The organism is Janthinobacterium sp. CG3 (genome assembly GCF_000344615.1).
Lineage (GTDB): Bacteria > Pseudomonadota > Gammaproteobacteria > Burkholderiales > Burkholderiaceae_D > Janthinobacterium.
Genome location: NZ_KB467824.1, coordinates 5140151 through 5159849 on the forward strand (window position 1 = coordinate 5140151; position 19699 = coordinate 5159849).

Below are 19699 nucleotides of genomic sequence, written 5' to 3' on the forward strand. Positions count from 1 at the left end.
TACGGCGCCATGATCGGCGGCATCGTGCTGGGCATTATCGAAAGCCTGGGCGCCGGTTACATCGGCGACCTCACCGGCGGCTTCCTCGGCAGCCACTACCAGGACATCTTCGCTTTCGTGGTCCTCATCATCGTCCTCACGATCCGGCCTTCCGGCATCATGGGTGAACGCGTCGCCGACCGCGCTTAAGTTTAAGGAAAACAATCATGGCAAGTTTCTTCGACTTCGACGTCAAAAACAATCCGGGCAAGGCCTACACCAGCATGGGCGTGATCCTGCTGGGCTTGATGGTCTTCCCGTTCTTCGCCGCCCAGTTCGGCAACTCGTGGGTGCGCATCATCGACATCGCGCTGCTCTACATCATGCTGGCGCTGGGGCTGAACATCGTGGTCGGCTTCGCCGGCCTGCTCGACCTGGGTTACATCGCGTTCTACGCGGTGGGCGCCTACATGACCGGCCTGTTGGCCTCGCCGCAATTCGCGGCGCTGCTGGAATCGGTCGTCAACCAGTATCCGCTGCTCGGCGACTTCCTGGTCGGCGTGATGGGCGAGGACATCCGCGCCAACGGCATCCACCTGTCGGTGTGGCTGATCGTGCCGCTGTCGGCGGCCGTGGCCGGCCTGTTCGGCGCGCTGCTGGGCGCGCCGACCTTGAAACTGCGCGGCGACTACCTGGCCATCGTCACGCTGGGCTTCGGCGAGATCATCCGCATCTTCATGAACAACCTCAACGAGCCGATCAACTTCACCAACGGCCCGCAGGGTATCAACCTGATCGACCCGATCCGCATCTTCGGCGTGTCGCTGGGCGGCGAGGCCGGTTCCAAGGCCACCGTGGTGGTCGGCGGTTTTTCGATGCCGTCGGTGAACGCGTACTACTTCCTGTTCCTGTTCCTGTGCATCGCCATCGTCTTCGTGACGACGCGGCTGCAGCATTCGCGCCTGGGCCGCGCCTGGGTGGCGATCCGCGAAGACGAAATCGCCGCCAAGGCGATGGGCATCAACACCCGCAACGTCAAGTTGCTGGCGTTCTCGATGGGCGCCTCGTTCGGCGGCGTGGCCGGGGCGATGTTCGCGTCGTTCCAGGGTTTCGTGTCGCCGGAGTCGTTCTCGCTGACGGAGTCGATCGCGGTGCTGGCGATGGTGGTGCTGGGCGGTATCGGCCACATCCCGGGCGTGATCATGGGCGGCGTGCTGCTGGCGGCGCTGCCGGAGGTGCTGCGGCACATCGTCGAGCCGGCGCAGAACGCGCTGTTCGGCAAGGTGCTGATCGAAGCCGAAGTGCTGCGCCAGTTGCTGTACGGCCTGGCGATGGTGCTGATCATGCTGAACCGCCCGGCCGGCCTGTGGCCAGCGCCCAAGCATGAGGACCGCCCCGACCGCGACACAGACAAACCAGATCCATCGACCGGCGTAATGGCGGCGTAAGGGAGAGACACAGATGAGCGAACAGACCATTCTCAACATCGCCGGCGTGAACAAGCGCTTCGGCGGCCTGCAAGCCTTGACCGACGTCGGCATCACGATCACCAAGGGCCAGATCTACGGCCTGATCGGCCCCAACGGCGCCGGCAAGACGACCTTCTTCAACGTCATCACCGGGCTGTACCAGCCCGACACCGGCACCTTCGAGCTGGCCGGCAAGCCGTACTCGCCGTCGGCGCCGCACGAGGTGGCCAAGGCCGGCATCGCGCGCACGTTCCAGAACATCCGCCTGTTCGGCGAGATGACGGCGCTGGAAAACGTCATGGTGGGGCGCCACGTGCGCTCGCACCAGGGCGTGTTCGGCGCGGTGTTCCGCCACAAGGCGGCGCGCGAGGAGGAGGCGGGCATCCGCATCCGCGCCCAGGAACTGCTGGACTTCGTCGGCATCGGCCAGTTCGCCAACCGCACCTCGCGCTTCCTGTCCTACGGCGACCAGCGCCGCCTGGAGATCGCGCGGGCGCTGGCGACGGACCCGCAACTGCTGGCCCTGGACGAGCCGGCCGCCGGCATGAACGCCACCGAGAAGCTGGCGCTGCGCGAGCTGCTGGTGAAAATCAAGGCCGAGGGCAAGACGGTGCTGCTGATCGAGCACGACGTGAAACTGATGATGGGCCTGTGCGACCGCATCACGGTGCTGGAATACGGCAAACGCATCGCCGAAGGCTTGCCGGCGGAGATACAGAAAAATCAGGCGGTGATTGACGCCTACCTGGGAGGATCGCACTAATGAGCGAGAACGTACTGAAAGTAGCGGGACTGAAAGTCGCGTACGGCGGCATCAAGGCCGTCAAGGGCATCGACCTGGAAGTCAACAAGGGCGAGTTGATCGCGCTGATCGGCGCCAACGGCGCCGGCAAGACGACGACGCTGAAGGCGATCACCGGCACGCTGCCGGACTGTAAAGTGGAAGGCAACGTGTCCTACCTGGGCAAGTCGCTCAAGGGCAGCAAGTCGTTCCACCTGGTCGAGCAGAAGCTGGCGATGGTGCCGGAAGGGCGCGGCGTGTTCACCCGCATGTCGATCGAGGAAAACCTGATGATGGGCGCCTACACGCGCGACGACAAGGCGGGCATCGAAGCCGACATCGCCAAGTGGTTCGAGGTGTTCCCGCGCCTGAAGGAGCGGCGGGCGCAGATGGCCGGCACGCTGTCGGGCGGCGAGCAGCAGATGCTGGCGATGGCGCGCGCGTTGATGAGCCATCCCAACCTGCTGTTGCTCGACGAGCCGTCGATGGGCCTGTCGCCGATCATGGTCGAGAAGATCTTCGAAGTGATCCGCAACGTCTCGAAAGAGGGCATCACGATCCTGCTGGTGGAGCAGAACGCCAAACTGGCGTTGCAGGCCGCCCACCGCGGCTACGTGATGGACTCGGGCTTGATCACCATGACCGGCAAGGCCAGCGACATGCTGGACGACCCGCGCGTGAAAGCCGCCTACCTGGGCGAATAAGCCGCAAGACAGCGGCACGAAACGGCGCCGATGGCGCCGTTTTTACGTGGCGGCAGGCTGCCGCGATGGCGGCGGCGGCGCCGACAACCAACGGCGTCACCTGGGGGACCGACCCTAACGGTCTCACCCCGGCTTTTCGCCGTTGGTTTGCAGCGCGCAGCGCCAGTTTACGCACGTTTTCTAGGGTTGTTTTTTGCGTAAAATTTCTCTTCGTTATTTTTTTGACGTCAACACAGAATAAAAATAGGTTTTGCCATGATCGGCAATATTATCCACTGAATTCTTGCTTTAATACGAGAACTCTTACTTGCAGAATGTCAATATCATAGCGGTCGATAGCACCTGAAAATTTGCCGCAGACCTACAGTGAGCAGATCGGGCGCGATATCAAGTACCAGGAGACACAGGGGTTGCACACCGCCGCTGTTGGTATGGAAGGAATTGCGGCCGATCTTGCTAAGTAGCGAGCCAATGGCGGCACCCACGGGATTCCCCCCGGGTGCCGCTTTTTGTTATGACTTCGCATTGTTGGCTGCGCAATATAACTCGACTCATAAAGGGCAAGTAAAAACATGGATACATTTATCCAACAAATCATCAACGGCTTGGTGCTGGGCAGCATGTACGCGCTGGTCGCCCTGGGCTATACGATGGTATATGGCGTACTCAACCTGATCAACTTCGCCCACGGCGACGTGCTGATGATCGGTGCAATGGCAGGTCTGACCATTCTCAACCTCCTCAATTCCTACGCGCCCGACTTGCCCGGCTACGTCAAGTTGGCCATCGCCATCGCCGGCGCGATTCCCGTGTGTATGCTGGTCAACATCCTGATCGAACGCGTGGCCTACCGCCGCCTGCGCAACGCGCCCCGGCTGGCGCCGTTGATCACGGCGATCGGCGTGTCGATCCTGCTGCAAACGTTCGCCATGATGATCTGGGGCCGCAACCCGCTGCCGTTCCCGCAACTGCTGTCGTCGGAGCCGATCACCATCGGCGGCGCGCTGATCTCGCAAACCCAGGTGCTGCTGCTGGCCCTGGCCGCGTTGTCGATGGGCTCGCTGGTGTTGCTGGTTGAAAAAACCAAGATGGGCCGGGCCATGCGCGCCACGGCCGAAAACCCGCGCGTGGCCGGCCTGATGGGCGTGGACTCGAACAAGGTCATCGTCGCCACGTTCGCCATCGGCGCCGCGCTGGCCGCGGTGGCCGGCGTGATGTGGGGCGCGAACTATTCGTCGATCCAGTTCGCGATGGGCTTCGTGCCGGGCTTGAAGGCGTTTTCGGCGGCGGTGTTGGGCGGTATCGGCAACATCTACGGCGCCATGATCGGCGGCATCGTGCTGGGCATTATCGAAAGCCTGGGCGCCGGTTACATCGGCGACCTCACCGGCGGCTTCCTCGGCAGCCACTACCAGGACATCTTCGCTTTCGTGGTCCTCATCATCGTCCTCACGATCCGGCCTTCCGGCATCATGGGTGAACGCGTCGCCGACCGCGCTTAAGTTTAAGGAAAACAATCATGGCAAGTTTCTTCGACTTCGACGTCAAAAACAATCCGGGCAAGGCCTACACCAGCATGGGCGTGATCCTGCTGGGCTTGATGGTCTTCCCGTTCTTCGCCGCCCAGTTCGGCAACTCGTGGGTGCGCATCATCGACATCGCGCTGCTCTACATCATGCTGGCGCTGGGGCTGAACATCGTGGTCGGCTTCGCCGGCCTGCTCGACCTGGGTTACATCGCGTTCTACGCGGTGGGCGCCTACATGACCGGCCTGTTGGCCTCGCCGCAATTCGCGGCGCTGCTGGAATCGGTCGTCAACCAGTATCCGCTGCTCGGCGACTTCCTGGTCGGCGTGATGGGCGAGGACATCCGCGCCAACGGCATCCACCTGTCGGTGTGGCTGATCGTGCCGCTGTCGGCGGCCGTGGCCGGCCTGTTCGGCGCGCTGCTGGGCGCGCCGACCTTGAAACTGCGCGGCGACTACCTGGCCATCGTCACGCTGGGCTTCGGCGAGATCATCCGCATCTTCATGAACAACCTCAACGAGCCGATCAACTTCACCAACGGCCCGCAGGGTATCAACCTGATCGACCCGATCCGCATCTTCGGCGTGTCGCTGGGCGGCGAGGCCGGTTCCAAGGCCACCGTGGTGGTCGGCGGTTTTTCGATGCCGTCGGTGAACGCGTACTACTTCCTGTTCCTGTTCCTGTGCATCGCCATCGTCTTCGTGACGACGCGGCTGCAGCATTCGCGCCTGGGCCGCGCCTGGGTGGCGATCCGCGAAGACGAAATCGCCGCCAAGGCGATGGGCATCAACACCCGCAACGTCAAGTTGCTGGCGTTCTCGATGGGCGCCTCGTTCGGCGGCGTGGCCGGGGCGATGTTCGCGTCGTTCCAGGGTTTCGTGTCGCCGGAGTCGTTCTCGCTGACGGAGTCGATCGCGGTGCTGGCGATGGTGGTGCTGGGTGGAATCGGCCACATCCCGGGCGTGATCATGGGCGGCGTGCTGCTGGCGGCGCTGCCGGAGGTGCTGCGGCACATCGTCGAGCCGGCGCAGAACGCGCTGTTCGGCAAGGTGCTGATCGAAGCCGAAGTGCTGCGCCAGTTGCTGTACGGCCTGGCGATGGTGCTGATCATGCTGAACCGCCCGGCCGGCCTGTGGCCNGCGCCCAAGCATGAGGACCGCCCCGACCGCGACACAGACAAACCAGATCCATCGACCGGCGTAATGGCGGCGTAAGGGAGAGACACAGATGAGCGAACAGACCATTCTCAACATCGCCGGCGTGAACAAGCGCTTCGGCGGCCTGCAAGCCTTGACCGACGTCGGCATCACGATCACCAAGGGCCAGATCTACGGCCTGATCGGCCCCAACGGCGCCGGCAAGACGACCTTCTTCAACGTCATCACCGGGCTGTACCAGCCCGACACCGGCACCTTCGAGCTGGCCGGCAAGCCGTACTCGCCGTCGGCGCCGCACGAGGTGGCCAAGGCCGGCATCGCGCGCACGTTCCAGAACATCCGCCTGTTCGGCGAGATGACGGCGCTGGAAAACGTCATGGTGGGGCGCCACGTGCGCTCGCACCAGGGCGTGTTCGGCGCGGTGTTCCGCCACAAGGCGGCGCGCGAGGAGGAGGCGGGCATCCGCATCCGCGCCCAGGAACTGCTGGACTTCGTCGGCATCGGCCAGTTCGCCAACCGCACCTCGCGCTTCCTGTCCTACGGCGACCAGCGCCGCCTGGAGATCGCGCGGGCGCTGGCGACGGACCCGCAACTGCTGGCCCTGGACGAGCCGGCCGCCGGCATGAACGCCACCGAGAAGCTGGCGCTGCGCGAGCTGCTGGTGAAAATCAAGGCCGAGGGCAAGACGGTGCTGCTGATCGAGCACGACGTGAAACTGATGATGGGCCTGTGCGACCGCATCACGGTGCTGGAATACGGCAAACGCATCGCCGAAGGCTTGCCGGCGGAGATACAGAAAAATCAGGCGGTGATTGACGCCTACCTGGGAGGATCGCACTAATGAGCGAGAACGTACTGAAAGTAGCGGGACTGAAAGTCGCGTACGGCGGCATCAAGGCCGTCAAGGGCATCGACCTGGAAGTCAACAAGGGCGAGTTGATCGCGCTGATCGGCGCCAACGGCGCCGGCAAGACGACGACGCTGAAGGCGATCACCGGCACGCTGCCGGANTGTAAAGTGGAAGGCAACGTGTCCTACCTGGGCAAGTCGCTCAAGGGCAGCAAGTCGTTCCACCTGGTCGAGCAGAAGCTGGCGATGGTGCCGGAAGGGCGCGGCGTGTTCACCCGCATGTCGATCGAGGAAAACCTGATGATGGGCGCCTACACGCGCGACGACAAGGCGGGCATCGAAGCCGACATCGCCAAGTGGTTCGAGGTGTTCCCGCGCCTGAAGGAGCGGCGGGCGCAGATGGCCGGCACGCTGTCGGGCGGCGAGCAGCAGATGCTGGCGATGGCGCGCGCGTTGATGAGCCATCCCAACCTGCTGTTGCTCGACGAGCCGTCGATGGGCCTGTCGCCGATCATGGTCGAGAAGATCTTCGAAGTGATCCGCAACGTCTCGAAAGAGGGCATCACGATCCTGCTGGTGGAGCAGAACGCCAAACTGGCGTTGCAGGCCGCCCACCGCGGCTACGTGATGGACTCGGGCTTGATCACCATGACCGGCAAGGCCAGCGACATGCTGGACGACCCGCGCGTGAAAGCCGCCTACCTGGGCGAATAAGCCGCAAGACAGCGGCACGAAACGGCGCCGATGGCGCCGTTTTTACGTGGCGGCAGGCTGCCGCGATGGCGGCGGCGGCCGCCACTTGCCTAGGGCGAGCGCGCATAAAAAATGCCCCGCGTTGGGCGGGGCATAATGGCAGCCGTCTGAGGAGAACAACACGGCTGCCGGAGACTGCTGGCGGTCCGCTTGCGCGGCCCGGCCGTTTACATTACTTCTTGGCGGCGGCGCGTGGCACGACTTTTTCAGCGGCTTGGCTGAATTGGTTCACGGCCGAAGTTACGTTCGCTTCGATTGCTTCAACAGCTTGCTTGCTGCTTTTGCTGAACTGCTCGTACCCGGCGCTGGCGTTGCCGATTGCCGATTTCAAGATTGCCACAGCGTTTTCCGAACCGGCTGGTGCGTTTTTGCTGACTTCTTCAACCAGCGAAATAACTTTGCGGTTGGTTTCGGCGATTTGGGTTTCTGCAGCCTTGCTGAATTCGGCTTGGGTGCCCGACGTGATCGCTGCCAGGTGGCGGCCGTAAGCGATGGCTTTTTCGGCGCTTGGCTGAGCTTGTGCGGCGGTCAGCGAGAAGAATTCTTGTGGATCTTTGGCCGACAGCAATTGCTTGGCCGCGGCGGTCGATTCTTCCAGCGTGGCGCGGGCCGCGGTCAGGTTCAGTTCGACGATCTTTTCGATGCCTTCGAACGCCTTGCTCGTCAGCGACGAGAAAATGGCGAACTGGGCTTCGAGGTTGGACTTGGTGGCATTCGAAAATTGCTCAGGAATTGAAAACATAGGGTAACTCTCCAAAATATTAGTAACTCGTTAGTCGATTTAGACGCTGCGTTAAGTACCGTGGTAATGAAGCTAGTAGATCTTATTTTTCAAGCTGAACAAGAAATTGTGCAACGCAACAAACCCGATTCTAAAGACTTTGGGAATTAAGTCAAGCGAATCTTGTGCACTGCAACAATTTGTTAGATTTGCATCAAAGATACTGTTTCTTTAAGGAATTTCGATTGACAGTATTTGCCCTGGGCGGCCAAAAAAAGCGCCGCCTCCTGTCGAGATTGCCCCGCCATGCTAGTATTCCGACTTCCTGATTGAGTGAACCGGCAGCCCACGACACCAGACTTGTCGCCAATCCCTCCACGCCCGCGGCCGACGCCCACCATTCCCGTGAAGAAATAATGTCCAACACCCGCGCCGCGCATGGCGGCCTGAGCCAGCGCGCTTTACCGTTAGCCTTGCCAGGCTTTTTTGTCTTACTCTGGAGCACCGGGTTCATCGTCGCCAAGTTCGGCTTGCCGTACGCGCCGCCGCTGACCTTCCTGCTGTTGCGCTTTGTCGGCGTGTTGCTGATCCTGTTGCCGTGCGTATTGTTGCTGAAAGCGCCTTGGCCGGTCGGCAAGATGCGCCACATCGCCGTGGCCGGCCTGTTGTTGCAGGCCGGCTATCTCACCGGCGTCTGGTGCGCGATCAAGCTCGGCATGCCGGCCGGGCTGTCGGCGCTGATCGTCGGCATGCAACCCATCCTGACCGCCTGCGCGGCGCGGCTGATCGGCGAAACGGTGCGGCCGCGGCAATGGCTGGGCCTGATGTTCGGCCTGCTGGGCGTGGCCCTGGTGGTGTACGCCAAAATCAATCTGGTTGGTCTGAGCATGGAAAGCGTGCTGCTGTGCGTGTTCGCGCTGCTGTCGATCACGGCCGGCACGCTGTATCAAAAGCACAATTGCCCGTCCTTCGACTTGCGCAGCGGCACCGTGATCCAGTTCGCCGCCTCCATCGTGGTGGTGCTGCCGCTGGCGATCTGGCTGGAAGACCTCGACCTCGGCTTTGCCGCCGTACAATGGACCGCGAACTTCGTCGGCGCCTTGCTGTGGTCGGTGCTGGTGTTGTCGATCGGCGCCATTTTCCTGCTGTTCGCGCTAATCCGGCGCAGCGACGCCACCCAGGTCACCAGTTTGCTGTACCTGACCCCGCCCACCACCGCGGTGATGGCGTGGTTGATGTTTGGCGAGGCGTTTAATTTCATGGGCATCGCCGGCATGGTCGTGGCCGTGGTCGGCGTCATCTTTGTCGCTAAAAAATAGACAGCGGGTCTTGACAAATAAGGAGTGCAATGAGTATGACCACAAGCATGATATCCACCCCGGAACAACACGCGGTCGACGCCGCGATCACGACGCGCCGCTCGATCCGCGCCTTCCTGCCCACGCCCGTGGCGCGCGAGGAGATTGAGCGCATCCTGGAAGTGGCCGCGCGCGCGCCGTCGGGCACCAACACCCAGCCGTGGAAGGTCTACGTGCTGACGGGCCAGGCCCGGCAGCGCCTGGCCGGGCGCATCCTGGCGGTCCACAACGACCCGGCCCAGGCGCGCCAGCACACCGAGGAATACGCCTATTACCCGCGCGAGTGGACTTCGCCGTTCATCGACCGGCGCCGCAAGGTCGGCTGGGACTTGTACGCGCTGCTGGGCCTGACGCGCGACGACAAGGCCGGCATGGCGGCCCAGCACGGCCGCAATTACCAGTTCTTCGACGCCCCGGTCGGCTTCATCTTCACCATCGATCGGGTGATGGAGCAGGGTTCCTGGCTGGACTACGGCATGTTCTTACAGAGCATCATGGTGGCGGCGCGCGGCCGCGGCCTGGACACCTGCCCGCAGGCGGCCTTTACGCAATACCACAAGATCATCGCCGAGGAATTGCAACTTCCCGCGGGTGAAATGGTGGTGTGCGGCATGGCGCTCGGCTTCGCCGACCGCGGCAAGGTGGAGAATACCCTGGTCACCGAGCGCGAGCCCGTGGCGGGCTTCGTCAAATTTGTAGAATGATAATCTTGCTGGCGAACATAGTTCGGCGCGCACAGGACTAGCGCAAGAAATACTGTATTAACTGTTAAATTCGCTTGCGATTACTCTGCATTTCGCTACACTGCAATAAGAAACTTCAGTTTGCTTCAAGAGGATGAATCAATGTTTAAACTTGCGCTGGGCGCCCTGGTTTCACTGTTGTTAGCGTTGGGGTCCTCCGGCGCCATCGCGAAGTCGGACGCTGGCAGCGTGGCGGCGCCGAAGAAGCACGGCGTCAAACGCATCAAGATGGTATTGCGGCGCCCGGGCATCCGCATCGCCCCGGCCGACTCGCGCGAGCGCGTCGTCAAGCGCGTCGTCACGGTGCGCGGCAAGCGCCATGTGCAATACCAGCGCGTTACCAACGTGGCGCTGCCGCCGGCGCTGACGGTGGGCGACCTGGCCGGGCTGAACCTGACGCGCGACCCGCTCGACCTGAAATCGAGCGTCGCGCTGGTGTTGGACCAGTCCAATTCCGAAGTCCTGTTCGAGAAAAATTCCAACGTCTCGCTGCCGATCGCCTCGATCACGAAAATGATGACCGGGCTGGTGGTGGTGGAAGCGCGCCAGGACATGGACGAGCTGCTGACCGTCACCGAGGACGACGTCGACCGGCATAAATTCAGCAGTTCGCGCCTGAAGGTGGGGTCCGAGCTGACCCGCAGCAATATGCTGCACATTGCACTGATGAGTTCGGAAAACCGGGCCGCCTCCGCGCTGGGCCGCAACTATCCGGGCGGCTTGCCGGCCTTCGTCGACGCCATGAACGCGAAGGCGCGCCAGCTGGGCATGGGCGACACCCACTACGTCGATTCAAGCGGCCTGTCGAAGCAAAACGTGGCCAGCGCCCGCGACTTGGCGAAACTGGCGATGGCGGCCTTCCACCATCCGCTGCTGCGGCAATTCTCCACCGATCCGAAGGCGATGATTGAAGCCAGCGGCCAACTTATGCAATATGGCAATACCAATCACCTGGTCGCCAATCCGAGCTGGGAAATCGGCCTGCAAAAAACCGGCTTCATCAACGAAGCGGGGCGCTGCCTGCTGATGCAGACGGTAATCGAAGGGCGCGCCGTCATCATGGTTTTCCTCGACTCCAAGGGCAAGCAGTCGCGCACCGCCGACGCCGGCCGCATGCGCAAATGGCTGGAAGCGCTGCGCCCCGCCGGCCTGACGCTACCGGGCGGCTAAGCGCCGAAAACGGCGCCGCCGCCATTACAACCAAGGGCGTAACCCTGGGGCCAGGCCCCAGCCCTCTGCCGTTGGTTGGGCCTGCGCCTATTCAACGGCGATGTAGCCCAGCGTCGCCGAAATCTGGTTGGCCGTTTCGATCAGGTCTTCCACCCATTCGTCTTGCAGGCGGTCGGCCGGCGCCGAGATCGACAGCCCGGCGATCAGCTTGCCGGAGTCGTCGCGGATGCCCGCCGCCATGCAGCGCACGCCCAGTTCCAGTTCCTCGTTGTCGCGGGCGTAGCCGCGCGCGCGCACCAGGCTCAGTTCGCGCTCCAGCTTGGCCAGGTCGGTGATCGAGTTTTTGTTGTGGCCGGCCAGGCCGGTGCGCGTCGCGTACGCGCGGATCGCCTTCGGCTCGTCCACCGACAGGAACAGTTTGCCGGTCGAGGTCAGGTGCAGCGGACCGCGCCCGCCGATGGCGCGCACCACCTGCATCCCCGAGCGCTCCGAGAAAGCCCGGTCGATGTAGACGATTTCGTCGCCCTGGCGCACCGACAGGTTGATGGTTTGCTGGGTTTTTTTGTGCAGGTGGCGCATATAGTCGAGCGCCGCTTCGCGCACGCTCAGGCGGCTCTTGACGACGTTGCCCAGTTCCAGCAGGCGCATGCCGAGGCGGTAGGTGCCCGGTTCGATGCGGTCGACAAAGCGGGTCAGTACCATGTCGTTGAGGATGCGGTGGGCGGTCGAGGGATGCAGACCGGACACTTTCGACAATTCCTTCAAGCTCACCGGGTCCGAGTATTTGGCCAGCGCGTCCAGCAGGGCCACCATGCGCTCGATCACTTGGATCGTCGTCTTTGGGGGCGCGACGGTTTCAATTTTCATGATGTGGTTGGTGCAGTGCAGTATTGATCTTCTCTTTATACCACAATGTGAAAAAATTGTGAATTGGGCCGGCGCTCTCGTGGCTCCGCTGTGACATTTTTGCCCCTGCCGCCAGCGTGCGCGGCATAATGACGCATCAATTCATTAAGAACAATATAACCATGGAACAACCAGTCAATGAATTCAAGAGCAAAAGCGGCCTGAAACGGATTTTCTCGGCCTTTCTGTACTCGGTCGACGGCCTCAAGGCGGCTTGGCAACACGAGCACGCTTTCCGCCAGGAATTGATCTTGTTCGTCTGCGGCACCGTCGCGGCCCTGATCCTGCGCATTTCGGCGTTTGAAAAGTTGATGCTGATCGGTGTGCTGGTGCTGATCTTGATCGTCGAGCTGATCAACTCGGCGATCGAAGCGGTGGTCGACCGCGTCTCGCTCGAGCGCCACGCGCTGTCGAAGAACGCCAAGGATTTCGGTAGCGCCGCGGTGCTGCTGGCGGTGCTGCTGGCGGTGGCGGCCTGGAGCGTCGTATTGTTCAACCGCTTTTATTGAAGACCGGCGCGCGGCGATATGCGAAATACGCATATCAAACCGCGAAAGCATTCGTTCTCTTTGCGCCGGGCGCGCCGTATTCTCGGGTCTCTGAAGTTTTTACTTATGAACGGGGATCCTGATGCTGTCGAAAAAAACAATCTTTGCCGCCGCTTTCGCCACCTTGGCGATATGGCAGCCGGCCCTGGCCGCCGACATCGCGCTGTTGAACGTGTCCTATGACCCGACCCGCGAGCTGTATCAGGACGTCAACCTGGCCTTCGCCAAGGACTGGAGGGCCAAGACCGGCGACACCGTCAAGATCAAGCAGTCGCATGGCGGCTCCGGCAAGCAGGGGCGCGCGGTGATCGACGGCCTGGAAGCCGACATCGTCACGCTGGCCCTGGCGTACGACATCGACGCCATCGCCGAACACGGTTTGACCAGCAAGGACTGGCAAAAACGCTTACCGCATAATAGCTCGCCGTACACCTCGACCATCGTGTTTTTGGTTCGCAAGGGCAACCCGAAGGGCATCAAGGATTGGAACGACTTGGTCAAGCCGGGCATCGCGGTGATCACGCCGAATCCGAAAACCTCGGGTGGCGCGCGCTGGAACCATTTGGCCGCGTGGGGCTATGCCCTCAAACAACCCGGCGGCAGCGAGGCCAGCGCCAAGGACTTCATCAAGAAACTGTATAAAAACGTGCCGGTGCTCGATTCCGGCGCGCGCGGCGCCACCACCACCTTCGTCGAGCGCGGCATCGGCGACGTGCTGATCGCCTGGGAAAACGAGGCCTTGCTGGCGATTAAGGAATTAGGCCCGGACAAGGTCGAGATCGTGGCGCCGTCGGTCAGCATCCTGGCCGAGCCGCCAGTGACCGTGGTCGACAAGGTGGCAGACCGGCGCGGCACCCGCAAGGTCGCCGAGGCGTATTTGAATTATCTGTACACTGACGAAGCGCAAGAGTTGATTGCGAAAAACTACTACCGTCCGACCGTCGAGAAGGCCGCCAAGAAATACGCGGCGCAGTTCCCGAACGTGAAGTTGTTTACGATTGCGCAGGTGGCGGGCGGCTGGACCGCGGCGCAAAAGGCCCACTTTGCCGACGGCGGCGTGTTCGACCAGGTTTACCAGTCTAAATAATTGCAAGGAGAGGTGATGGGCGTGCTTTCACTGTCGGACTACCGCGTGCTGCTCATGCCCGGCCTGCATAACAGCGGACCGGGGCATTGGCAGACCCGCTGGGAGCGCCTGTATCCGTATGTCGAGCGGGTCGAGCAGGACGATTGGGACCATCCGCAGTTGCCGGCCTGGTCGGCGCGTTTCGACCAGCTGCGGTCCCGCGACAGCCGGCCGGTGCTGGTCGCGGCGCACAGTTTCGGCTGCCTGGCGACGGCCTACAGCCTGGCGCGCGACCCGCGCGGCGTCGCCGGCGCGCTGATGGTGGCGCCGGCCGACCCGGACAAGTTCGGCGTCGCCGGCGCGCTGCCGCGCACGCCGCTGCCCTGTCCGACCATCATGATCGGCAGCAGCAACGACCCGTGGATGAGCGCCGACAACGCCGCGGTGTGGGCGGAGCGTTGGGGTAGCGAGTTCATTAATTTGGGCGCGCTCGGCCACATCAATGCCGAGTCCGGCCTGGGCGACTGGGAGTTCGGCCAGAGCCGCCTGCAGGCCTTGTTTGACTTGGCGCAAAGCGCGCAAGGGCAGGCGCAATTAGCCTGACACTGACACGCTTTTACGTTCTTATTAGCTTGTTTTAAATTAACCGTTTATGGATGGAGCTGACGATGACTTTACGCCTGGGTGACATTGCCCCCGATTTCGAGCAGGATTCCTCGGTCGGGCCGATCAATTTCTACGACTGGTCGCGCGACTCGTGGGTGGTGCTGTTTTCGCACCCCGCCGATTTCACGCCGGTCTGCACCACCGAGCTGGGGCTGACCGCTAAACTGCAACCGGAGTTCGAAAAACGCAACGTCAAGGCGCTCGCGCTGTCGGTCGATCCGGCCGATTCGCATCGGCAGTGGATCAAGGATATCGAGGAAACCCAGCACACGGTGGTCGGCTTTCCAATCATCGCCGACGCCGACATGCGCGTCGCCGGTCTGTACGACATGATCCACCCGGAACAGTCGGCCACCGCCACGGTGCGCTCGGTGTTCGTCATCGACCCGCAGCGCAAGGTGCGGCTGATCCTGACGTATCCAATGAGCACCGGGCGCAACTTCGACGAAGTGTTGCGCGTAATCGACGCCTTGCAACTGAGCGACGCCCACACCGTCGCCACACCCGGCAACTGGCGCGACGGCGACGACGTCATCATTCCGCTGTCGGTGCAGGACCCGGAGGTGATCAAGCAGAAGTATCCGAAAGGCTACACCGCCGAGCGGCCTTACTTGCGCCTGACGCCGCAGCCGAACAAATAAGACCGCCGCATACCGGGCATATACCGGGGACAGACCACGATTTCCGAGAAATACTTTCTCGGAAATCGTGGTCTGTCCCCGGTTTTTTTTTGTCTTGTTCCCGATATACGATTGTCGTCTAAGCAAATGACAAAAGCTTCGTTCGCTTTATGCCGTTCGGATGCGATTATTGCGCCCTGTTAGTCGAAAATGTAATAAGGGGAGCTTTCATGTCTGCTGTTGCAACGCCGGTTCCGTTCAAGGCGCAAAGCGCGCCGTTTCGGGTGATGCCCGGTTTTAAATTGTCGCTTGGCTTCACCATCTTTTATCTGGCGCTCATCGTCCTGATTCCCTTGTCGGCGGTGTTCCTGAAGACCTTTACCATGACCTGGGAGGCGTTCTGGGCCGCCGTGACGTCCGAGCGCGTGATGGCCTCGTACCGCCTTAGTTTCGGCGCCTCGCTGATCGCCGCGTCGATCAACGTGGTGTTCGGCGGCATCCTGGCCTGGGTGCTGGTGCGCTACACCTTCCCCGGCAAGCGCATCATCGACGCGCTGGTCGACCTGCCGTTCGCGCTGCCCACCGCCGTCGCCGGCATTACCCTGACGGCGCTGTATTCGTCGAACGGCTGGTTCGGCAAGTTCCTCGAAGGCACGTTGGGCTTGAAGGTGGCGTTCACGCCGCTGGGCGTGGTGGTGGCGCTGACCTTCATCGGCCTGCCGTTCGTCGTGCGCACGGTGCAGCCGGTGCTGGAGGACGCCGAGCGCGAGCTGGAAGAGGCCGCCGCCAGCCTGGGCGCCAGTTCGCTGCAAACCTTCATCCGCGTGGTGTTCCCGACCATCCTGCCGTCGCTGCTGACCGGCTTCGCGCTGGCCTTCGCGCGCGCCACCGGCGAATACGGCTCGGTCATCTTCATCGCCGGCAACATGCCGATGGTGTCCGAAATCACGCCGCTGTTCATTATCACCAAACTGGAGCAATACGACTACGCGGGCGCCACCGCGATCGCCGTCGTGATGCTGGTGGCGTCGTTCCTGATGCTGCTGACGATTAACCTGCTGCAAGCGTGGACGCGCGGCAAGTCGAGGAAAACATGAGTACAACGCATTCCGCCGCCGCGCCGCGCCGCGCCGCCGCCCGCCCGGCCTCGCTGGAGCCGCAATGGGTGCGCGTGGCGCTGATCGCCGTCGCGCTGACCTTCCTGACCTTGTTCCTGTTCGTGCCGCTGGTGGCGGTGTTCGTCGAGGCCTTCAAGAAGGGTTGGCAAGCCTACCTGGCGGCCATCGTCGACCCGGACGCGATCTCGGCCATCAAGCTGACCGTCATCACGGCCGCCATCGCCGTGCCGCTGAACCTGGTGTTCGGCGTCGCCGCCTCGTGGTGCATCGCCAAGTTCGAGTTCCGCGGCAAGAGCATCCTGCTGACCCTGATCGACTTGCCGTTCTCGGTCTCGCCGGTGATTTCCGGGCTGATCTATGTGCTGATGTTCGGCGCGCAGGGCTGGTTCGGCCCGTGGTTGCAAGAACACGACATCAAGATCCTGTTCGCCGTGCCGGGCATCGTGCTGGCGACCATTTTCATCACCTTCCCGTTTGTCGCGCGCGAGCTGATTCCGCTGATGCAGTCGCAGGGCAACGAGGAGGAGGAGGCCGCCATGGTGCTGGGCGCGTCCGGCTGGAACACCTTCCGCCGCGTCACGCTGCCGAATATCAAGTGGGGCTTGCTGTACGGCGTGATCCTGTGCAACGCCCGCGCCATGGGCGAGTTCGGCGCGGTGTCGGTGGTGTCCGGCCACATCCGCGGCGAGACCAACACCATGCCGCTGCAAGTGGAGATTTTGTATAACGAATACAACTTCGCGGCCGCGTTCGCGGTGGCCTCGCTGCTGGCCCTGCTGGCCCTGGTGACGCTGGCCCTGAAATCCTTTATTGAGTGGCGCTTGCACGAAAACAGCGCCGACGATTCCGCCTTACGTTCTACGGAGCATTGAGCATGACGATCGAAGTCAACAACATCAACAAACGGTTCGGCGATTTCGTCGCCCTCGACAACGTGTCGCTGGCGTTTCCGGCCGGCGAGCTGACCGCGCTGCTGGGACCGTCCGGCTGCGGCAAGACCACCTTGCTGCGCATTATCGCCGGCCTCGAACACCCCGATTCCGGCCGCGTGCTGCTGGACGCCGAAGACGCCTCGGCGCGCCACGTGCGCGAGCGCCAAGTCGGTTTCGTGTTCCAGCATTACGCGCTGTTCAAGCACATGACGGTGTTTGAAAACGTCGCCTTCGGCCTGCGCGTGAAGCCGCGCGCCGAGCGCCCGTCGGAAGACCAGATCCGCCGCAAGGTCAAGGACCTGCTGGAACTGGTGCAACTGGACTGGTTGGCCGACCGCTATCCGCCTCAGCTGTCGGGCGGGCAACGCCAGCGCATCGCCCTGGCGCGCGCGCTGGCGGTGGAGCCGCGCGTGCTGTTGCTCGACGAGCCCTTCGGCGCGCTCGACGCCAAGGTGCGCAAGGAATTGCGGCGCTGGCTGCGCCGCTTGCACGACGACTTGCACGTCACCAGCATTTTCGTCACCCACGACCAGGAGGAGGCGCTGGAGGTGGCCGACCAGGTGGTGTTGATGAACAAGGGCCGGGTTGAGCAACTGGGCGCGCCGGACCAGGTCTACAACCACCCGGCGTCGCCGTTCGTGTATGGCTTCCTGGGTAATGTGAACCTGTTCCACGGCCGCGTCCACGAGGGCGTCATGGCCACCGGCGACGCCAGTTTCGAGGTGCCCGACCACGCCGGCGTCACCGATAGCAAGGGCATCGCCTATGTCCGCCCGCACGACTTGGAGATCGACCGCTACACGCCGGGCGCCGAGGGTATCGTCGTCAAGCTCAGCCGCGCCCACGCGATCGGCCCGCTGGCCCAGCTCGACCTGCAGCGCCTCGACAACGACGAGTTGATCGAGGCGGTGATGTCGAACGAGCGCTTCAGCCACCTGCAGTTGAAGGAGGGGGAAACCCTGGTGGTGCGGCCGAAGCGCCTGCACGTGTTTGTCGAACCCGCCGCGCGGTAACGTTTTCTTAGATGGGAGTTGGCAATGAATTTTCAACAATTGCGTTCGATACGCGAGGCGGCGCGCCGCGGTTACAACCTGACCGAAGTGGCGAATGCGCTGTTTACCTCGCAACCTGGGGTAAGCCGCCAGATACGTGAATTGGAGGACGAGCTGGGCGTGGTGATTTTCGAGCGCAACGGCAAGCGCCTGACCGGTTTGACCGAGCCGGGCAAGGGCATTTTGAAGATCGTCGACCGGCTCTTGATCGAGGCCGAGAACTTGCAGCAGGCCAGCCTGGAGTACAGCGGCCAAACCAGCGGCACGCTGTCGGTGGCGGCGACCCACACCCAGGCCCGCTACGCGCTGCCGAAAGTGGTGCAGGGCTTCCGCGCCGCCTTCCCGGACGTGCGCATCGCGCTGCAGCAGAGCGCGCCGGAGCACATCGCCGAATGGGTGTTGTCGGGCAAGACCGACATCGGCATCGCCACCGAGGGCTTGAGCCAGTTCCCCGACCTGGTATCGTTCCCGTGCTACCGCTGGAGCCATCTGATCGTGGTGCCGGACGGCCACCCGCTGCTGGCGCGCGGTCCGATCCGCCTGGAAGACCTGGCCGAGTTCTCGCTGATCACCTACGACCGCGGCTTCACCGGCCGCGGCCACATCGACGCCGCCTTCGCCAAGGCCGGCGTGCAGCCCGACATCGTGCTGACGGCGATGGATTCCGACGTCATCAAGCAATACGTCGCGCTCGGCCTGGGCGTCGGCATCGTCGCCTCGATGGCCTTCGACCACGGCCGCGACAAGGGCTTGCGCGCGGTCGAGGCTTCGCATCTGTTCGCCGCCAACACCACCCGCCTGGCGGTGCGCCGCGGCGCCTATCTGCGCTCGTACGCCTACGAGTTCATCCTGCAGTTCGCCCCCGAGCTGAGCCGCGACGACATCGACCGCGCGATGAACGGCGAGGAGGCGGCTTGACGGCGCTGGCCGTCGCTTGAAATCAGCGGCGCCGGCGGTGCCTGGCGGCGACCGTACACTTACCAAGCGTAGCCCGCCTTGGCGTAGAAGTAACGACCGTTGAACCGTTCGGCGCGAACACGCTGTACGGTTGGGTGCCGCCGAGGTTGTTTTGCGCCATCACTTGCCGCGGATAGCGGTCGGTGACGTTGTCGGTGAAGCTGCCGTAGCGCGCCACCATCGGGTGCGCGTTCCAGTTGCCGGCGCTCAGGCGGTACTGGGCGTTGGCGAAGGCGCTGCGCGGTTTGCTGTCCGGGTCGCCGAAGCGCTGGTTGACCCGGCTGTAACGCGGCTCCTTGGGATTGCGCACGTCGGCGCCGGCGCGGTTGGTGGCGTCGCGCTCGGCCAGCTCGGCCGCCACCCGCAGCCAACCCTGGTCGTCGAGGGCCAAGCCGGCCGAGCCCTTCAGCGAGCGCTGCCCGCCGTCGCCTTCCCGGTACTTGCCGAAGCCGGCCTCGCCACGACCATGGCGTACGCCAGTAGACACAAACCGCCTCCGCGGCGCAACTACCCGCGCAGCAAGCACGCGCCTCCTCATTCCCCAAATAAATGGTTGCGAAAGCACAAGCAAGTATACGATAATGATAAAGCATTATCAATAACGAGCGATCGTGAAATTGAGAA

The 19699-nt window shown here is 62.8% G+C and carries 21 protein-coding genes and 1 pseudogene; 19 read left to right on the forward strand and 3 right to left on the reverse strand.

The window, feature by feature from the left end; genetic code table 11:
* The 8 genes and pseudogenes from JANGC3_RS0122830 to JANGC3_RS0122870 all read left to right on the forward strand — a co-directional run.
* Positions 1 to 189, forward strand: a pseudogene (locus JANGC3_RS0122830) (branched-chain amino acid ABC transporter permease); the annotation flags it as partial.
* A 17-nt stretch (positions 190 to 206) separates the two neighbouring features.
* Entirely contained in the window at positions 207 to 1427 is a 1221-nt protein-coding gene (locus tag JANGC3_RS0122835) for an ABC transporter permease subunit (RefSeq protein WP_017878809.1), read from the forward strand.
* Between the two features lie 13 nt (positions 1428 to 1440).
* On the forward strand, positions 1441 to 2211 hold the full coding sequence (locus JANGC3_RS0122840) for an ABC transporter ATP-binding protein (protein ID WP_017878810.1): 771 nt from the start codon (positions 1441 to 1443) through the stop codon (positions 2209 to 2211).
* Entirely contained in the window at positions 2211 to 2933 is a 723-nt protein-coding gene (locus JANGC3_RS0122845; RefSeq protein WP_017878811.1) for an ABC transporter ATP-binding protein, read from the forward strand. The genes JANGC3_RS0122840 and JANGC3_RS0122845 overlap by 1 nt, the downstream gene beginning before the upstream one ends.
* 572 nt (positions 2934 to 3505) lie before the next feature.
* The gene (locus tag JANGC3_RS0122855) at positions 3506 to 4435 is read left to right on the forward strand and encodes a branched-chain amino acid ABC transporter permease (RefSeq protein WP_017878813.1); all 930 of its coding nucleotides are present in this window, start codon (positions 3506 to 3508) and stop codon (positions 4433 to 4435) included.
* Between the two features lie 17 nt (positions 4436 to 4452).
* On the forward strand, positions 4453 to 5673 hold the full coding sequence (locus tag JANGC3_RS0122860; protein WP_017878809.1) for an ABC transporter permease subunit: 1221 nt from the start codon (positions 4453 to 4455) through the stop codon (positions 5671 to 5673).
* Positions 5674 to 5686: 13 nt separating this feature from the next.
* Positions 5687 to 6457 (forward strand): ABC transporter ATP-binding protein, encoded by a 771-nt coding sequence (locus JANGC3_RS0122865; RefSeq protein WP_017878810.1) that lies wholly within the window; start codon positions 5687 to 5689, stop codon positions 6455 to 6457.
* Positions 6457 to 7179, forward strand: a complete 723-nt coding sequence (locus JANGC3_RS0122870; protein ID WP_017878814.1) for an ABC transporter ATP-binding protein — start codon at positions 6457 to 6459, stop codon at positions 7177 to 7179. Before JANGC3_RS0122865 ends, JANGC3_RS0122870 begins: the two co-directional genes overlap by 1 nt.
* Before the next feature lie 211 nt (positions 7180 to 7390).
* Here JANGC3_RS0122870 and JANGC3_RS0122875 read toward each other — a convergent pair whose 3' ends face one another.
* Positions 7391 to 7960, reverse strand: coding sequence for a phasin family protein (locus JANGC3_RS0122875; protein ID WP_017878815.1), 570 nt, complete (start codon positions 7958 to 7960; stop codon positions 7391 to 7393).
* A gap of 395 nt (positions 7961 to 8355) precedes the next feature.
* Between JANGC3_RS0122875 and JANGC3_RS0122880 the strand changes: the two genes are divergently transcribed.
* The 3 genes from JANGC3_RS0122880 (at position 8356) to pbpG (ending at position 11210) form a co-directional block, all read left to right on the forward strand.
* Positions 8356 to 9258: a DMT family transporter gene (locus JANGC3_RS0122880; protein WP_017878816.1), complete on the forward strand. Its 903-nt coding sequence runs from the start codon at positions 8356 to 8358 to the stop codon at positions 9256 to 9258.
* Between the two features lie 47 nt (positions 9259 to 9305).
* Positions 9306 to 10001: a nitroreductase gene (locus tag JANGC3_RS0122885; RefSeq protein ID WP_017878817.1), complete on the forward strand. Its 696-nt coding sequence runs from the start codon at positions 9306 to 9308 to the stop codon at positions 9999 to 10001.
* Positions 10002 to 10142: 141 nt separating this feature from the next.
* The gene (gene pbpG / locus JANGC3_RS0122890) at positions 10143 to 11210 is read left to right on the forward strand and encodes a D-alanyl-D-alanine endopeptidase (protein ID WP_026133381.1); all 1068 of its coding nucleotides are present in this window, start codon (positions 10143 to 10145) and stop codon (positions 11208 to 11210) included.
* An 87-nt stretch (positions 11211 to 11297) separates the two neighbouring features.
* Here the strand turns inward: pbpG and JANGC3_RS0122895 are convergent, their stop codons facing one another.
* Positions 11298 to 12077 carry an IclR family transcriptional regulator gene (locus JANGC3_RS0122895; RefSeq protein ID WP_017878819.1) on the reverse strand — a complete coding sequence of 260 codons (780 nt, stop codon included), beginning with the start codon at positions 12075 to 12077 and terminating at the stop codon, positions 11298 to 11300.
* Between the two features lie 161 nt (positions 12078 to 12238).
* On the opposite strand from JANGC3_RS0122895, the gene JANGC3_RS0122900 reads away from it, so the two are divergent.
* The 8 genes from JANGC3_RS0122900 to JANGC3_RS0122935 all read left to right on the forward strand — a co-directional run bounded on the left by JANGC3_RS0122900 (position 12239) and on the right by JANGC3_RS0122935 (position 19036).
* Positions 12239 to 12625, forward strand: coding sequence for a diacylglycerol kinase (locus JANGC3_RS0122900; protein WP_035788948.1), 387 nt, complete (start codon positions 12239 to 12241; stop codon positions 12623 to 12625).
* Between the two features lie 121 nt (positions 12626 to 12746).
* A complete protein-coding gene (locus tag JANGC3_RS0122905; protein ID WP_017878821.1) occupies positions 12747 to 13751 on the forward strand; it encodes a sulfate ABC transporter substrate-binding protein in 1005 nt (334 codons plus the stop codon).
* Positions 13752 to 13766: 15 nt separating this feature from the next.
* Positions 13767 to 14333 carry an RBBP9/YdeN family alpha/beta hydrolase gene (locus JANGC3_RS0122910; RefSeq protein WP_017878822.1) on the forward strand — a complete coding sequence of 189 codons (567 nt, stop codon included), beginning with the start codon at positions 13767 to 13769 and terminating at the stop codon, positions 14331 to 14333.
* Between the two features lie 65 nt (positions 14334 to 14398).
* Complete coding sequence (locus tag JANGC3_RS0122915; RefSeq protein ID WP_026133383.1) at positions 14399 to 15037, forward strand: peroxiredoxin; 639 nt, start codon at positions 14399 to 14401, stop codon at positions 15035 to 15037.
* Positions 15038 to 15246: 209 nt separating this feature from the next.
* Positions 15247 to 16113 carry a sulfate ABC transporter permease subunit CysT gene (cysT, locus tag JANGC3_RS0122920; protein ID WP_026133384.1) on the forward strand — a complete coding sequence of 289 codons (867 nt, stop codon included), beginning with the start codon at positions 15247 to 15249 and terminating at the stop codon, positions 16111 to 16113.
* Positions 16110 to 17006 (forward strand): sulfate ABC transporter permease subunit CysW, encoded by an 897-nt coding sequence (gene cysW, locus JANGC3_RS0122925; RefSeq protein ID WP_035788954.1) that lies wholly within the window; start codon positions 16110 to 16112, stop codon positions 17004 to 17006. Before cysT ends, cysW begins: the two co-directional genes overlap by 4 nt.
* A 2-nt stretch (positions 17007 to 17008) precedes the next feature.
* The gene (locus JANGC3_RS0122930; protein WP_017878826.1) at positions 17009 to 18079 is read left to right on the forward strand and encodes a sulfate/molybdate ABC transporter ATP-binding protein; all 1071 of its coding nucleotides are present in this window, start codon (positions 17009 to 17011) and stop codon (positions 18077 to 18079) included.
* A gap of 24 nt (positions 18080 to 18103) precedes the next feature.
* Entirely contained in the window at positions 18104 to 19036 is a 933-nt protein-coding gene (locus tag JANGC3_RS0122935; RefSeq protein WP_017878827.1) for a CysB family HTH-type transcriptional regulator, read from the forward strand.
* A 22-nt stretch (positions 19037 to 19058) separates the two neighbouring features.
* Here the strand turns inward: JANGC3_RS0122935 and JANGC3_RS0122940 are convergent, their stop codons facing one another.
* A complete protein-coding gene (locus tag JANGC3_RS0122940) occupies positions 19059 to 19562 on the reverse strand; it encodes a hypothetical protein (protein WP_017878828.1) in 504 nt (167 codons plus the stop codon).
* Between the last annotated feature and the right edge of the window lie 137 nt (positions 19563 to 19699).